The sequence below is a fragment of the Nonomuraea sp. NPDC049646 genome (assembly GCF_044465525.1).
In the GTDB taxonomy this organism is placed as follows: Bacteria; Actinomycetota; Actinomycetes; order Streptosporangiales; family Streptosporangiaceae; genus Nonomuraea.
Genome location: NZ_JBITLU010000003.1, coordinates 699,385 through 713,595 on the forward strand (window position 1 = coordinate 699,385; position 14,211 = coordinate 713,595).

Below are 14,211 nucleotides of genomic sequence, written 5' to 3' on the forward strand. Positions count from 1 at the left end.
CGGCGAAACACGCCGGTAATGATCGGAGTTCTGGCTGGTTACGTGGTCTTTCCCGGGGTAACAGCACTCATGGCAAGGGGGGAATAATGATCAAAAAGCTGCACCAGATGGGCATCAAGTCAGGCCACATGTACGCCGCGGGGCTGGCGTCCATCGGCCTGTCCTTCGCTTCTTGGATGATCTCCAAGAACCAGGAGGGCGCGGGCCTCGACCGGGCCGACCGGTGGGGGATCTTCATCGGCGAGTGGGCGCCCACGTTCTTCGCGATGGGCGTCGCGCTGCGGATCGAGGAGACGCACAAGGACCTCGAAGAGCGCGGCACCGAGATGTTCGACAGCACGCAGGGCCAGCGGTCCCGCTCGCACGTCGGCGTCTGAGCCGGCGTCTGACCAGGAGGCCGCGCAGGTCACGCCGGGGGGCCGGCCTGCGCGGCACACCTGTTCACCGGCCGTCCCAGCGTCACCGGCGGCCTCAGCTCGACCGAGGGCCTCAGTCTCAGCGGGACAGCCGCTCCAGCGGCTCGTCGGTCAGCCGGTACTTCAGCCACTCGTCCTGCCGCTCGGCGCCGAGCTTGTCGTAGAAGGCGATGGAGGGCTCGTTCCAGTCGAGCACCGACCACTCCAGGCGCTGGTAGCCGCGTTCGGCGCAGATTGTCGCCAGTTCCGCCATCAGCGCGCGGCCGTGGCCGCCGCCCCGGTGCTCGGGGCGCACGTACAGGTCCTCCATGTAGATGCCGTGCACGCCGCGCCAGGTGGAGTAGGTCAGGAACCAGATCGTGAAGCCGACGGGCTCGCCGTCCTGCTCGGCCACGTGCGCGAACACGGCGGGGCGCTCGCCGAAGAGCGACGTCCGCAGCATCTCCTCGGTCACGCGCACCTCGTGCGCGGCGTTCTCGTACGTGGCCAGCTCAAGGATCATGCGCACGATGGCGGGGACGTCTGCTGGGGTGGCGGGGCGAATCATGCGCACAGGGTAGCCAGCGCATTCGGTTGAACCGTCCACCGCCCCCGTACGTCATTACGGCAGAACGGTATTCGGGGGACCGTCTGGAAGCTCAGCCCGGATGACCGAATGGGGACGGAAACCGTGGGCGTTTTAGAGGAGCTGGGGGTTCGCCTGCCCCCGTATCCGGACATCAGGCTCGCGCTCGTGCTCGGTGAGCGCGCTTTGTACGTGAACGGGGATCTGCAGACCGCCAGGCGCTGGTTCGACTCGGCCTACCGGCAGGCCGAATCGTGCGGCGACGTGCCCGCCCTGGCCAGGGCGGCGCTCGGCCTGGGCGGGGTGTGGGTGCAGGAGCACCGCACGTGCGCGGAGTCGGAGATGGTGCGGGCGCGTCAGCGGCACGCGTCGTCGCTGATCGATCCGTACTCGTCGCTGGCGCTGCGGCTGCGGATCAGGATGACCGGGGAGGAGGACTACGCGGCGGGCGGGCACGAGGAGATCCTCCGGCTCGTCGAGCGGGCCAGGAGCGCGGGCGAACCAGCGGCGCTGGCCGAGGCGCTGAGCCTGGCCCACCACTGCCTGCTCGGCCCGGAGCACGGGCCGGCCCGGCTGGAGCTGGCCAGGGAGCTGATCGGCCAGGCGGCGGTCACCCGGCGCAGGGGCGACCTGCTGATGGGCCTGCTGTGGCGGACGGTCGACCTCTACCTGGCGGCCGACCCGCACGCCGGACGCTGCATGGAGGAGCTGCGGGGCCTGCTGGCCGAGCACGACCACCTGGCCGTCGGGTTCGTGACCGACGTGATCAGCGTGATGCTGGCCATCCGGGCGGGCCGGTTCGAGCAGGCGGAGAAGATGGCCGGCGACTGCTTCGAGCGCGGCGTCCAGGCCGGCGACATGGACGCCACCGGCTGGTACGGCGGCCAGATCGCGGCCATCCGCTGGTACCAGGGCCGCACGGCCGAGCTGCTGCCGGTGCTGGCCGACCTGGTCAGCTCGCCCACGCTCAGCCCGGTCGACAACTCCTACCTGGCCGGCCTCGCGCTGGCCGCGGCCACCTCGGGCGACCGCAGGGCGGCGGCCGGCCACCTGGCCCGGCTGCGCGGCCGGGACCTGGCCGACCTGCCGAGGTCGAGCACGTGGCTGTTCTCGATGTACTGCGTCGTCGAGACCGCCCACCTGCTCCAGGACGCCGCCGCTGCCGCCGAGGCGTACGCGCTGCTGCTGCCGTTCGCCGCTCTGCCAGTGGTGGCCAGCCTGGGCGTGCTCTGCCTCGGGTCGGTGCAGCACAGCCTGGGCATGGCCGCGCTCACGACCGGCGACGTGGACCGCGCCGCCGGGCACCTGGCGGAGGCCGTCCGGGCCAGCCTGGCGCTCGGCCACTGGCCCGCCGCGACGCTGTCGCGCTGGCGGCTCGGCCAGGCGCTCGCGCTGCGCGACGGGCCGCACGACAAGGCGGCGCGGGCCGCCCAGAACGCCGCCGCGCAGGAGGCCAGGGAGCTCGGCATGGTGCTGCCCGCCGTGGTCGGCAGGGCGGGCGCGGCGCACGGGGCGTTCCGGCTGCGCAGGCACGGACGGCACTGGCAGGTCGAGCACGGCGGGCGCCTGGTGGTGGTCGAGCACAGCGTCGGCATGCAGCACCTGGCGACCCTGATCGCCAACCCGGGGCGCGAGATCCTGGCCGCCGACCTGGCCGCGGGCGCGCCCGCGCAGGACAGCGAGCCCGCCTCGGCCCAGCCGGTGCTGGACGACCTGGCCAGGGAGACCTACCGGCAGCGGCTGACCCAGTTGCAGGACGACATCGACGAGCTGGAGGCGATGAACGACCTCGAACGGGCCGCCGCGCTGCGGCTGGAGCGCGAGTGGCTGGTGGCCGAGCTGTCGGCGGCGACCGGGATCGGCGGGCGGGCGCGGCCGTTCACCGGCACGGAGGAGCGCGCGCGGATCGCGGTGGGCAAGGCGATCCGGCGGGCGATCTCCCGCGTCTCGTCGGCCGACCAGGCACTGGGGGACGAGTTGCGGGCCACCGTGCACACCGGCGTCCGGTGCAGCTTCCGGCCCCGATGACGGCCGTACGGGCGCGCCCCAGCGGCGCGCCCGTACCTTTCGTCCGGGACACTGGTCGCAGGAACCAGACGAACGGACAAACAGCATGGAACACCGCACACTCGGACGTACGGGACGCCAGGTCGGCGTCGTGGGCCTCGGCGCCTGGCAGCTCGGCGCCGACTGGGGCGAGGTGAGCGAGGACGAGGCGTTCGCCACCCTGGAGGCGGCCGTGGCGGCGGGCGTCACGTTCGTCGACACCGCGGACGTCTACGGCGACGGCCGCAGCGAGCAGATCGTCGGCCGCTTCGCCAAGGCGCATCCCGGGCTCACCGTGGCCACGAAGATGGGCCGCCGGATGGCGCAGGTGCCGGCCAACTACGTGATGGACAACTTCCGCGCCTGGAACGAGCGCTCCCGGCGCAACCTCGGCGTGGACACCCTCGACCTGGTCCAGCTCCACTGCCCGCCCACCCCGGTGTACTCCTCCGACGCGGTCTTCGACGCCCTGGACACGCTGGTCGCCGAGCAGAAGATCGCGGCGTACGGCGTCAGCGTGGAGACCTGCGAGGAGGCGCTGACCGCCATCGCCAGGCCAGGCGTGGCGACCGTGCAGATCATCCTCAACGCGTTCCGGCTCAAGCCGCTGGAGCGGGTCCTGCCCGCCGCCCGCGCGGCCGGGGTGGGCGTGATCGCCCGCGTCCCGCTGGCCAGCGGCCTGCTGTCGGGCCGCTACGACGAGCACACCGTGTTCGCCCCCGACGACCACCGCACCTACAACCGGCACGGCGAGTCGTTCGACGTCGGCGAGACCTTCTCCGGCGTGGAGTTCGGCACCGGCCTGGAGGCGGTGCGGCGGCTGGCCGGGCTGGTGCCCGAGGGGGCGTCCATGGCCCAGTTCGCGCTGCGCTGGATCCTCGACCAGCCCGGCGTCTCGGTCGTCATCCCCGGCGCGCGCAACCCGGGCCAGGCACGCTCCAACGCGGCCGCGGCCGGCCTGGAGCCGCTGCCGGGCAAGACGCTGGAGGCCGTGCGGGCGGTCTACGACGAGCTGATCCGGCCGCAGGTTCACGACCGGTGGTGAACCGTTGACGGTACGGCTGTGCGCGCTCTAATGTTTAGGAAACTTTCCTAAGCAATTCTCGCCGCGCGCACACCTCCGAGGAGCCCCGCATGAACGCGAGAAGACGGACCGCCGGCTGCGCCGCCCTCGCCACGGCCCTGGTCCTGGCGGGCGCCCCGGCCGCCTCCGCCGCGCCCACCGGCTGCACGTACCAGCTCAACCAGGCCGAACGCTGGGCCACCAGCTACTGCCCGAGCGGCACCGGCGAGCACCGCATCCACGTGATCCAGCGCCACTTCCTGCCCGAGGTCGGCCTGATCCCGATCGAGGGCCCGTGGGTGCCGGCCGGGCAGACCTCCTACACCGGGATCACGCCGCACACCACGGTGAGCGTCTGGGTGGACACCCGCGGATGAACACCAACGGATACGGCGGTTTCTGCGCGCACCCGACCATGAACGCCAACGGTTACGGCGGCTTCACCGCCCGCTGACCCGGCGGCTTCACCGCCCGCTGACATGGGGCTTCGGGCGCCCTCCGACACGGCGGCCTCACCGCCCGCGGCCTCTCCCCCTTCGCCTGCCGTACGCGAGGTAGGCGATCGGCCCGAACGGCTGCACGAAGATGCCCAGCCACCAGACGCCCTTCCAGCCGTGGATCTCCCGCTGCGGCCGGCGCCACAGATCGACGGCGGCGGCCCCGGTGAGCACCAGTTCCGCCGAACCGAGCCCGAGCAGCACCGCCCGCCGCCGACCCGACATGTCACTCCATCGCATACCCGAACACCCCGATCGACCTCTCCATCGCATGGCTGGACACTTCGATCGGCCTCGTTGTCGCATGCCCGAACACGTCGATCGGCCTCTTTATCGCATGGCCGGGCACTTCGGTCGCTCTTTGAGGACAATCCTGTCCTTCCGTCGTCTACCCCACCAATTGCCTCCCGGCAAGCCCCTTCGCCCGGGGCGGGCCCTCACCGCCGGATCGCGATCTCGTAGGAGTAGCGGTCGCCCCGGTAGATCGACTTGGCCGCCTCGACCGCCCTCCCCCGCTGGTCGTAGGCCACCCGTTCGACCAGCAGCGCCGGCGCCAGCGGCGCCGCCTCCAGCAGCTCCGCCTCCTCCGGCTCCAGCACCGTGGCCCTGATCGACTGCTCGGCCCGCTCCAGCCTGATCCGGTACGCCCCCGCCAGCACCTCGTACAGCGACCCGCCGAGCGGCCGGTCGAGCAGTCCGGGCACGAACGCGACCGGCACATGGGCACGCTCCAGGCACATAGGCGAACCGTTGGCCGTACGCACCCGGCACAATCGCACGACCGCGTCCGCCGGGCTGATGCCGAGCGCCTGCCCCACCCGCGCCCCCGCGGGCACCTCGGCCGCCTCCAGCAGCCGCGACCCCGGCTCCAGCCCCCGCCCCCGCATGTCCTCGCTGAACGACGTCAGCTCGATCGTCTTGGCGATGCTCCGGTGCGCGACGAACGTCCCCGCCCCCTGGACGCGGTAGACCCGCCGCCCGGTCTCCAGCCGGTCGACCGCCCGCCGCACGGTCAGCCTGCTGACCCCGAACTCGTCGGCGAGATCGCGCTCGGCGGGCAGCCGTTCGCCCGGTTCCAGCTCGGTCTCGATGAGCGTGAGCAGATGGTCTGTGAGCCGGCCGATCTTCGTCACGGGTGGTCGTCCTCGGTCAGGGGGCCTCTTGACGCTCCGATCGTAATTGGGCTATACCAATCCAGCAAGTGAGGTGGATTTGTTCCTCAATGCCAGGTGATTGGGCTGTACCAAATGGATGTGGTGACCGCGATCGAAGGCGGCCTGGTCGTGAGCTGCCAGGCCCCCGAGGGCCACCCCCTCCGCGACCCGCACACCATCGCGCTCCTCGCCCGCTGCGCCGAACTCGGCGGCGCGGCCGGCCTGCGCGTCAACGGCCCCGAGGACGTCCGCGCGGTCAAGGCCGCCACGGCCCTCCCCGTGATCGGCCTGGCCAAGGTCCCCCGCCCCCACGCCCGCCCGCTGATCACCCCCACCTTCGCCCTGTGCGAAGCCCTGGTACGAGCCGGCGCCGACATGGTGGCCCTGGAGGTGACGGCGGAGGCCGAACCGGCGGCGGGCGACCTGCCGTCCCTGGTCGAACGGGTATGGAGGGACCTGGGCGTGCCCGTCATGGCCGACGTCTCGACAGCGGAGGAGGGACTGCTCGCCTGGAACCGAGGCGCAGCCCTGATCTCCACCACCCTCGCCGGCTACACCCCCTACACCACCCCCACCGACCCCGCCATCACTCTGCAGCCCTTCACCCCCGCCACCGACCTCGCCGCCGCCTCGACGCCCGCTGCCGCTGACCCCACCACCCATCCCGGGACCAGCTCCGCCAAACCCACCGCCCATCCCGGGACCGGGTGCGCCGAGTCCGCCGCCCGTCCCTCGACCGGGTCCGGCCGCCCTGGGCCGAGGCTTCCCCATGAGCCCGACCTCGCCCTGGTCGGGGAGCTCGCCGCCCTCGGGGTCCGTACGGTCGCCGAGGGGCGGCTCCGCACCGACGCCCACGTGGCGGAGGCGTTCGCCCGGGGCGCCTGGTCGGTCGTGATCGGCGCCGCCATCACCGACCCCCTCGCCCTCACCCGCCACCTCGCCGCGGCCACCCCGAGGGCAAGCCGGTGACCCCCACCTCACCCCGCGCCCACCCCCACCGCACCGGCGACCTCATACCCACCTCAGAACCCCACCCGGCCGCCGCCCACACCGCCTCACCAAGCAGCACCGCACAAGTCCCCTCAGCCGTACACCCGCACCCGAACCGCACCGCGCCACCCGTCCCGGACATGCCCTCGCACCCGAACCGCACCCCGCCACCCTCCGCAGACGGCACCCCAGCCGCACACCACCACCCAAACTGCACCCCGCCACCCCTCCCGGACATGCCCTCGCACCCGAACCGCACCGCGCCACTCTCCGCACACGGCACCCCAGCCGCGCACCCCCGCCCGAACCGCACCGCGAGCCACCTCCCAGACAGCGCCCCGTCGGAACACACCCACCTGAACAGCGGCCCTGCCGTGCGGCGCCCCACCACCAGCACCCCCACTGTGCGACGCCGGGCGGACGCCGTCCCCGCCGTGCTCGGTATCGACATCGGCGGCACCAAGACCGCCGCCGCTCTGATCCCGGCCTCGGCCGCCCGCGAGACGACGGAGATCCACCTTCCCGCCCGCGTCCCCACACCCGCCGGAGGCGGCGCCGCGGCGGTGCTGGCCGCCGCGCTGGAGCTGGCCGAAGACCGCCTCGCCCAGGCACGGGCCGCCGGCATGGACGTCATCGCCTGCGGAGTCGGCAGCGCCGGGACGGTCGACGACAACGGCGTGGTCACGCACGCCACCGACGCCCTGCCCGGCTGGCGGGGCACCGATCTGGCCTCCGCCTTCACCGAACGGCTCGGCCTGCCCGTCACCGTGCTCAACGACGTCCACGCCTGGGCGCTCGGCGAGGCCCGCCACGGAGCGGCCCGAGGCAGCCGCCTGGCCCTGGTCCTCACGATCGGCACCGGCGTCGGCGGCGCCCTCGTACGCGACGGCGAACTCCTGCGCGGGCGCAACGGCATGGCGGGCTCCCTCGGCCACACCCCGGCCGTCCTGCCCCCGAACGCCGACGCCGACCGCCCGTGCCCCTGCGGCGCGACGGGCCACCTGGAGGCGTACGCGTCAGGCCCCGCGATCCTGTCGGCCTACCACGCCCGCGGCGGCACCGCCCCCGACCTCGGATCCCTCGCCACACCCCTGCACAACACCGAGCCCCCGACCCTCGAACCCCGGCCCACAGCCCTGCACAATGCCGAGCCCCCGGCCCTCGTATCCCTGCGCGGCACCGAGCCCCCCGGCCTGCGGGACCCGGCCGGAAGCACCGATCCGCGAAACCCCTTCGGGACCGCCGGTCGGCGGGATGGGACGGAGAACGCCGACCTCCTGGCGCGAGAGGTGATCCACGAGGCCGCCGTCATCCTCGGCCGATCGATCGCCTCCGCCGCTACCCTCCTGGACCCGGACGTGATCGTCCTGGGCGGCGGCGTCACCGGCCTCGGCGAGCTCCTGACCGTCCCCCTGATCGAGACGATCCGCCGGTACGCGCCCCGCGGCCTCGGCTCCGTCCCCGTCCGGCTCTCGGCCCTGGGCTCACACGGAGCCGTGCTGGGCGCGGCCTCGGCTGCCATGGCCTGACCCCGGGGCAACGTACCGGCCGACCGGCGTCAGCCGCGCGGCGGAAGGTGCAGCCAGATGTCGGGCGGCCCCAGGACGGGCCGGGCGTCGGTGAGCCGCAACCCCGTGTACGCGCAGCAGTACGCCACCCCCTCCCCCTGGTAGAGGAAGGCGTTCAGCACCTCGTCCGCCGAGCTGTCCGGCGACACCCAGCCGCCGCCCGGATGGGCGTCCCACTCCTCGACGATCCCGTCGCGCGAGCTGTAGCCCTGGTTGCCGCCCTTGGGATCGGCGTACATCGCGTAGCAGACCGTCCCGGCCGAGAGGCGGTTGATCACGTCGGGACTGGTCACCTCGGAACCCCGGCGCCGGCTGACCACGCATCCGCCCGGCACGTCGGTGGCCCCCACCAGGCCGTTCCCCTCGCCCGGGTACGGCTCGTCGAGGACCCCGTCGATCCCCGCGCCCTCGGCCACCGTCGCCCCCAGCCGCCGCGCGGCCTCCGCCGCGGTGACGCCCGCGACGCACACCAGCCCCAGGCCGTCGTACTCGAAGTCGCCCAGGGCCTCGATCAGCCGCTCGGCCTCCACGACGGCGGCGTTCTCCGCCTCAGACAGCGTGGGCTTGTCGCGCGGGAAGGGGAAGAACAGGCCCGGATGGGGACCGGCCAGGCTGAGCCGCCCGGGCGACCAGCCGCCGGTCATCGGCCGCCACGGATCGGCCCCGGCGGCGACCAGGACGAGCGCGTTGTCCCGCTGCTGGGCGAACACGGCCCGCCAGAGCGCGCTGTGCCCCTCGTACGCGGCGTCGACGTCGCGGACCCGGCGGGCCAGCTCGGCGACCACCTCGGGCGAGCCGTACTCGGCCGCGAGGTGGAGGGGCGGCCCCTCGTGCCACAGGTCGGCATGCGGATCGGCGCCGGAGTCGAGGCGGGCGCGGATCTCGCTCACATCGGACCAGTCATCCCAGCTCAAGCCCACCCAACCGGCTTCCTTGGCGACAACCACGACACTCCCCCAGAGGCAGGCAGCTTATCGAACACCAGTACGAGCATATCGCGGCTCCAGCACGGGATCGTTCCCGGCGACCCACCCGCCCCCGCACGCGCGACCGGCCGCGCGAGACGGGCCGAGAAGGGCCGCCCAAGCCTCTGACCTTGGAGGTCGGCCACCCCGCGGGGGCCGGCGACCAGTCAAACCCTAAGCGCAGCGTCGCCGCACCTCGACCAGGAGTGACATAACCGTGCCCTTCCGGCGGTACACCCCTGTCTCCGTCGGCGCGTCTCCTCCCGTCCGGACCATCCGTCCCTGGAGTCACGCCATGCCTATGAACGCGAGCACGGTCAGGATCGTCACCGCCACGGCCGCCCTGCTGCCCCTCACCCTCGCCCTGAGCACGCCGGCCGACGCGGCCGCCGTCCCCGCAGGCACGGTCGCGGCCCGGGTCGTCAAGATCGTGGATGGCGACACCATCGACGTCGTGCGCGGCACCACGAAGCTCCGCGTGCAGCTGCTCGGCGTGGACGCGCCCGAGCGCGGGCGGTGCTGGTCCAGGGCGGCCACCGCCCGTACGGCGGCGCTCCTGCCGCCCGGGACGACGGCCCACCTGCTCACCGCCAAGACGCCCGGCCGCCCGCCCTCGCACGTGTGGAACGCCAAGGGCGTGCACGTCAACCGCAACCTGATCCGCTACGGCTACGGCAAGGCCGTCCCCTCCAAGCCGAACGACGGATACACGAGCCTCTTCCGCACGGAACAGGCGAAGGCCAAGGCGGAGAAGCTGCGGATCTGGTCCGGCAGGTGTGACACGTCCACCTCCACACCGACCCCGTCCCCGTCCCCCACTCCGACCCCGCCTACCGGCAACGACCCGCGCTTCCGTACCTGCGCCGAGGCGAACGCCGCCGGCTACGGCCCGTACCGCCGCGGCATCGACCCCGAGTACGCCTGGTACCAGGACCGCGACGGCGACGGAGTCGTCTGCGAACGCTGACCCGCACCACCCGCCCGAACGTCCCGGCCGACCGGCCGGGACACAGGCCGATCGGCGGGGAGTCAGCGAGCGGAACGCGCCAGGATCGCCGCCTCGACGCGCAGCCCGACCCCGACCAGCGCGACGACCAGCAGGAACGCCAGCCAGGGCAGCGGCGGGCTCGACCACCGCAGCAGCATGAACGCGGCCGAGGCCAGCCCCGCCGCGATGCCGGCCGTCCCGAGCACCCGAAGGATCACGACGGTCTCGCGCTCATCGGGGGCGAGGCGGCCCCCCTGCCCTGATGCACTCACGAAGGCGAGCCTCCCAGACCCCGAACCGTCCCGAAAGACCTGACAGAAGCTCCACGAGCAGGGACAGACACCGGACGACGAGAGATCAACCTCCAGGCGAGACCACCACGCTCGCCATAGATGCCGATTTCGGGCTAACATCGCCATATGGCGATTGATCTCGAAGGTGGCCGTTGTGTCAGTGCGGACATCGCCGCCGGCATCTCCCCCGCGGCCGCGCTGTTCCACTCCCTGGCCGACGAGACCCGGCTGCGCATCGTCCAGCGGCTGGCCCGCGGCGAGGCCCGCGTGGTCGACCTGACCACCCAGCTCGGCCTGGCCCAGTCCACGGTGTCCAAGCATCTGGCCTGCCTGCGCGACTGCGGCCTGATCGACTACCGCGCCGAGGGCCGCCAGTCGTTCTATTCCCTGACCCGGCCGGAGCTGATGGACCTGCTCGCCTCCGCCGAGCAGCTGCTGGCCGCCGCCGGCCACGCAGTGACGCTGCGTCCCGCCCCCGCCGGGGCCGCAGAGGAGCCGAGGTCGTGACCGCCGCGCACCTCACCGCCCCGGCGCGCCGGGCGGCCCTGCGGCGCCGCATCCGCCTGCTGGTCGCGGCCACCATCACCTACAACGTGATCGAGGCGGTGGTGGCCGTCACCGCCGGCGCCCTGGCCTCCTCCGCCGCGCTGGTCGGGTTCGGCCTGGACTCGATGGTGGAGGTCGCCTCGGCGGCCGCGGTGGCCTGGCAGTTCTCCGCGGCCGACCACGAAAGGCGGGAGAGGACGGCCCTGCGCGTGATCGCGATCTCCTTCTTCGCGCTGGCCGCCTACGTCACCTTCGACGCCGTCCGCACGCTGCTGGGGGCGGGCGAGGCCGAGCATTCGACGCCCGGCCTGATCCTGGCCGCGTTGTCGCTGGTGATCATGCCGTTCCTGTCCCGCGCGCAGCGCCGCGCCGGGCGCGAGCTCGGCTCCGCCTCCGCGGTGGCCGACTCCAGGCAGACCCTGCTGTGCACCTACCTGTCCGGCGTGCTGCTGGTGGGCCTGGCGCTCAACAGCCTGTTCGGCTGGTCCTGGGCCGACCCGGTCGCCGCGCTGGTGATCGCGGCCGTCGCGGTCAAGGAGGGCCGCGAAGCCTGGCGCGGTGACGCCTGCTGCGCCGTCCCGGCCGGTCCTGAGGAGCAGGCGGACGGATGCGCCGGCTGCGCCCCGGGCTGCTCCTGCTGCCCGGCGTGAACACCGTCCTGGTCGTGGTCGTGATGGTGGCGGCGACGTTCGCCACCGCGACGCTGTCGGCGGTGGCCGGGTTCGGCGGCGGGGTGCTGCTGCTGCCGGTGTTCGTCGCGGTCCTGGGCGCCCGGGACGCCGTCGCGGTGCTGACCGTCGCGCAGCTCGCCGGCAACGGCAGCCGGGTGTGGTTCAACCGGGACGAGGTCGACCGCCGGCTGGTGGGCGTCTTCGCGGCGGGGGCGGTGCCCGCCGCCGCGGCCGGCGCGCTGGTGTTCGCCGCCGCCCCGCTAGCCGCGCTGACCCGGGTCATCGGGGTGTTCCTGCTGGTCATGGTGGTCTGGCGACGCAGGCGGCCGCATGGCGTCCGGCTGGACGACGCGGCGTTCGCGGCCGTCGGAGCCGTGTCCGGGTTCGGTTCGGCGCTGGTCGGCTCGATGGGGCCGTTGGTCGCGCCGTTCTTCCTGGCCCGTGGCCTGCTGCGGGGGGCCTACATCGGCACGGAGGCCGCGGCGGCGGTGGCGATGCACCTGACCAAGCTGGTCGTCTTCGGCGCGGCCGCCGTGCTCACCACGTCCGGCGTCGCCACCGGGCTGGCCCTGGCGCCGGCGAGCGCGGCCGGGGCCTGGACGGGCAAGAAGATCGTCGACCGGCTGCCCGCCGGCGCGTTCGTGGCGGTGGTCGAGGTGGGGCTGGTCGCGTCCGGGCTGGTGCTCGTCGTCACCGGAGGCTGAGGATCCGGCCGCCTGGACGACGTCAGCCCCGGACCTTCACGCCCCGCGCAGCCGGGCGACGTCAGGCCCGATCCTTCACGCCCCGCGCAGCCGGGCGACGTCAGGCCCGATCCTTCACGCCCCGCGCAGCCGGGCGGCCTGGCGCGTGAGGTGGTCGCGTTCGGGGACGGTGGGCGCCGATCGGGCGGCCTCGGTGTAGAGCCGTGCCGCGGTGGCCCGGTCGCCGGCACGTTCGTGCAGGTAGGCCGCGACGGCGGCGTGGCGGGGCAATGCCGGGTCGAGCTCGGCCAGGGCGGCCAGGCCGGCCCGCGGCCCGTCGGCCTCGCCGACGGCGACGGCCCGGTTGAGGCGGGCCACCGGGCTGCCGGTCAGGCGCACCAGCTCGTCGTACCACTCGACGATCTGCACCCAGTCGGTCTCCCCGGCCGTCGGGGCGTCGGCGTGCAGCGCGGCGATGGCGGCCTGGGCCTGGAACTCGCCCAGCCGGTCGCGGGCGAGGGCCGCCTGGAGCACGTCGACGCCCTCGGCGATCAGGCGGGTGTCCCACAGGCCGCGGTCCTGCTCGGCGAGAGGCACGAGGCTCCCGTCGGGAGCGGTGCGCGCCGGACGCCGGGCGTGGTGCAGCAGCATGAGCGCGAGCAGGCCCGCGACCTCCTCGTGCTTGACCTTCGCCGCGAGCAGCCGGGTGAGCCGGATCGCCTCGGCGGCGAGGTCGACGTCGCCGGAGTAGCCCTCGTTGAAGACCAGGTAGAGCACGCGCAGCACGGTGGCGACGTCGCCGGGCTGGTTGAACCGCACGCCGGAGACGGTGCGCTTGGCCCGGCTGATCCGCTGGGCCATGGTCGCCTCCGGCACCAGGTACGCCTGCGCGATCTGGCGCGTGGTCAGGCCGCCGACCGCGCGCAGCGTGAGCGCGACCGCCGAGGCCGGCGTCAGGGACGGGTGCGCGCACAGGAAGTACAGCTGGAGCGTGTCGTCCACCGCCTCCCCGGGGCCCGGCGCGGGCTCGCTGTCGACGCGGGTCTCGCGGTGCCGCCGGGAGGCGTCGGCGCGGGCGGCGTCGAGGAACTTGCGCCAGGCGACGGTGACCAGCCAGCCCTTGGGGTCGCGGGGCGGGTCGTCCGGCCACACGCGCACGGCCTCGGCCAGGGCGTCCTGGACGGCGTCCTCGGCCGCCGCGAAGTCCGCGCCGCGGCGGACGACGACGCCGATCACCTCGGGCACCAGCTCCCGCAGCAGCGACTCGTCCACCCGTCCACCAGGCGCTTCCCGGTCAGGCAACGACTCGTTCACTCGGCCACCAGGTGCGGCCCGGTCAGGAACGGCCGCACCTCCAGCCATTCGTGGATCGGCTCGCCGCCCGCGCCCGGAGCCGCGGACAGCTCGCCGGCCAGGTGCAGCGCCCGTTCGTAGCTCGCGACGTCGATCACCATCCAGCCGGCGATCAGGTCCTTGGTCTCGGCGAACGGGCCGTCGGTGACCGGCGGCCGCCCCTCGCCGTCGTAGCGGACGAACGTGCCCTCGGGCGAGAGCCCCTGACTGTCGACGAACTCGCCGCTCTCCTGCAGCCGGGCGGCGAAGTCCCGCATGTACTGGACGTGCGCCGCGACCTCCTCCGGCGTCCACTGGCCCATCGGCACGTCGTTGACCGCCGCCGGCGCGCCCCGGTAGTGCTTGAGCAGCAGGTATTTGGCCATCGGGTTCTCCTTCGAACTGTCCGGCCCAGTCTGGCGGGGTTCCGCCCC

General features: G+C 73.6%; 17 protein-coding genes. 10 read left to right on the forward strand and 7 right to left on the reverse strand.

What is annotated here, in order from left to right:
• The first annotated feature begins 86 nt into the window (after positions 1–86).
• On the forward strand, positions 87–377 hold the full coding sequence (locus ACIBQ8_RS12235; protein WP_352322735.1) for a hypothetical protein: 291 nt from the start codon (positions 87–89) through the stop codon (positions 375–377).
• A gap of 118 nt (positions 378–495) precedes the next feature.
• Here the strand turns inward: ACIBQ8_RS12235 and ACIBQ8_RS12240 are convergent, their stop codons facing one another.
• Positions 496–963: a GNAT family N-acetyltransferase gene (locus tag ACIBQ8_RS12240; RefSeq protein WP_397191925.1), complete on the reverse strand. Its 468-nt coding sequence runs from the start codon at positions 961–963 to the stop codon at positions 496–498.
• Positions 964–1,086: 123 nt separating this feature from the next.
• On the opposite strand from ACIBQ8_RS12240, the gene ACIBQ8_RS12245 reads away from it, so the two are divergent.
• The 3 genes from ACIBQ8_RS12245 to ACIBQ8_RS12255 all read left to right on the forward strand — a co-directional run bounded on the left by ACIBQ8_RS12245 (position 1,087) and on the right by ACIBQ8_RS12255 (position 4,467).
• Complete coding sequence (locus tag ACIBQ8_RS12245; RefSeq protein WP_397191926.1) at positions 1,087–3,009, forward strand: hypothetical protein; 1,923 nt, start codon at positions 1,087–1,089, stop codon at positions 3,007–3,009.
• Positions 3,010–3,094: 85 nt separating this feature from the next.
• Complete coding sequence (locus tag ACIBQ8_RS12250; protein ID WP_397191927.1) at positions 3,095–4,072, forward strand: aldo/keto reductase; 978 nt, start codon at positions 3,095–3,097, stop codon at positions 4,070–4,072.
• A gap of 89 nt (positions 4,073–4,161) precedes the next feature.
• The gene (locus ACIBQ8_RS12255) at positions 4,162–4,467 is read left to right on the forward strand and encodes a hypothetical protein (protein ID WP_397191928.1); all 306 of its coding nucleotides are present in this window, start codon (positions 4,162–4,164) and stop codon (positions 4,465–4,467) included.
• Between the two features lie 135 nt (positions 4,468–4,602).
• Here the strand turns inward: ACIBQ8_RS12255 and ACIBQ8_RS12260 are convergent, their stop codons facing one another.
• Positions 4,603–4,812: a PLDc N-terminal domain-containing protein gene (locus ACIBQ8_RS12260; protein ID WP_397177960.1), complete on the reverse strand. Its 210-nt coding sequence runs from the start codon at positions 4,810–4,812 to the stop codon at positions 4,603–4,605.
• 212 nt (positions 4,813–5,024) lie between these two features.
• Positions 5,025–5,720 (reverse strand): GntR family transcriptional regulator, encoded by a 696-nt coding sequence (locus tag ACIBQ8_RS12265; protein WP_397191929.1) that lies wholly within the window; start codon positions 5,718–5,720, stop codon positions 5,025–5,027.
• A gap of 114 nt (positions 5,721–5,834) precedes the next feature.
• Between ACIBQ8_RS12265 and ACIBQ8_RS12270 the strand changes: the two genes are divergently transcribed.
• Positions 5,835–6,710 (forward strand): N-acetylmannosamine-6-phosphate 2-epimerase, encoded by an 876-nt coding sequence (locus ACIBQ8_RS12270; protein WP_397191930.1) that lies wholly within the window; start codon positions 5,835–5,837, stop codon positions 6,708–6,710.
• A gap of 425 nt (positions 6,711–7,135) precedes the next feature.
• Positions 7,136–8,260, forward strand: a complete 1,125-nt coding sequence (locus ACIBQ8_RS12275; RefSeq protein ID WP_397191931.1) for an ROK family protein — start codon at positions 7,136–7,138, stop codon at positions 8,258–8,260.
• Between the two features lie 29 nt (positions 8,261–8,289).
• Here ACIBQ8_RS12275 and ACIBQ8_RS12280 read toward each other — a convergent pair whose 3' ends face one another.
• Entirely contained in the window at positions 8,290–9,189 is a 900-nt protein-coding gene (locus ACIBQ8_RS12280; RefSeq protein WP_397191932.1) for an ankyrin repeat domain-containing protein, read from the reverse strand.
• 370 nt (positions 9,190–9,559) lie between these two features.
• Between ACIBQ8_RS12280 and ACIBQ8_RS12285 the strand changes: the two genes are divergently transcribed.
• On the forward strand, positions 9,560–10,231 hold the full coding sequence (locus tag ACIBQ8_RS12285) for a thermonuclease family protein (RefSeq protein ID WP_397191933.1): 672 nt from the start codon (positions 9,560–9,562) through the stop codon (positions 10,229–10,231).
• A gap of 62 nt (positions 10,232–10,293) precedes the next feature.
• On the opposite strand, the gene ACIBQ8_RS12290 is transcribed toward ACIBQ8_RS12285, so the two are convergent.
• Positions 10,294–10,524, reverse strand: a complete 231-nt coding sequence (locus ACIBQ8_RS12290) for a hypothetical protein (protein WP_397191934.1) — start codon at positions 10,522–10,524, stop codon at positions 10,294–10,296.
• A gap of 147 nt (positions 10,525–10,671) precedes the next feature.
• On the opposite strand from ACIBQ8_RS12290, the gene ACIBQ8_RS12295 reads away from it, so the two are divergent.
• From ACIBQ8_RS12295 to ACIBQ8_RS12305, 3 genes are read left to right on the forward strand one after another with little or no spacing between them, the layout of a single operon-like run.
• The gene (locus ACIBQ8_RS12295; RefSeq protein WP_397191935.1) at positions 10,672–11,052 is read left to right on the forward strand and encodes an ArsR/SmtB family transcription factor; all 381 of its coding nucleotides are present in this window, start codon (positions 10,672–10,674) and stop codon (positions 11,050–11,052) included.
• On the forward strand, positions 11,049–11,741 hold the full coding sequence (locus ACIBQ8_RS12300) for a cation transporter (RefSeq protein ID WP_397177968.1): 693 nt from the start codon (positions 11,049–11,051) through the stop codon (positions 11,739–11,741). The genes ACIBQ8_RS12295 and ACIBQ8_RS12300 overlap by 4 nt, the downstream gene beginning before the upstream one ends.
• The gene (locus ACIBQ8_RS12305; protein ID WP_397191936.1) at positions 11,699–12,466 is read left to right on the forward strand and encodes a TSUP family transporter; all 768 of its coding nucleotides are present in this window, start codon (positions 11,699–11,701) and stop codon (positions 12,464–12,466) included. Before ACIBQ8_RS12300 ends, ACIBQ8_RS12305 begins: the two co-directional genes overlap by 43 nt.
• A gap of 114 nt (positions 12,467–12,580) precedes the next feature.
• Here the strand turns inward: ACIBQ8_RS12305 and ACIBQ8_RS12310 are convergent, their stop codons facing one another.
• The gene (locus ACIBQ8_RS12310; protein WP_397191937.1) at positions 12,581–13,717 is read right to left on the reverse strand and encodes an RNA polymerase sigma factor; all 1,137 of its coding nucleotides are present in this window, start codon (positions 13,715–13,717) and stop codon (positions 12,581–12,583) included.
• Positions 13,718–13,755: 38 nt separating this feature from the next.
• Positions 13,756–14,163, reverse strand: coding sequence for a YciI family protein (locus tag ACIBQ8_RS12315; RefSeq protein WP_397177971.1), 408 nt, complete (start codon positions 14,161–14,163; stop codon positions 13,756–13,758).
• Positions 14,164–14,211 lie beyond the last annotated feature (48 nt).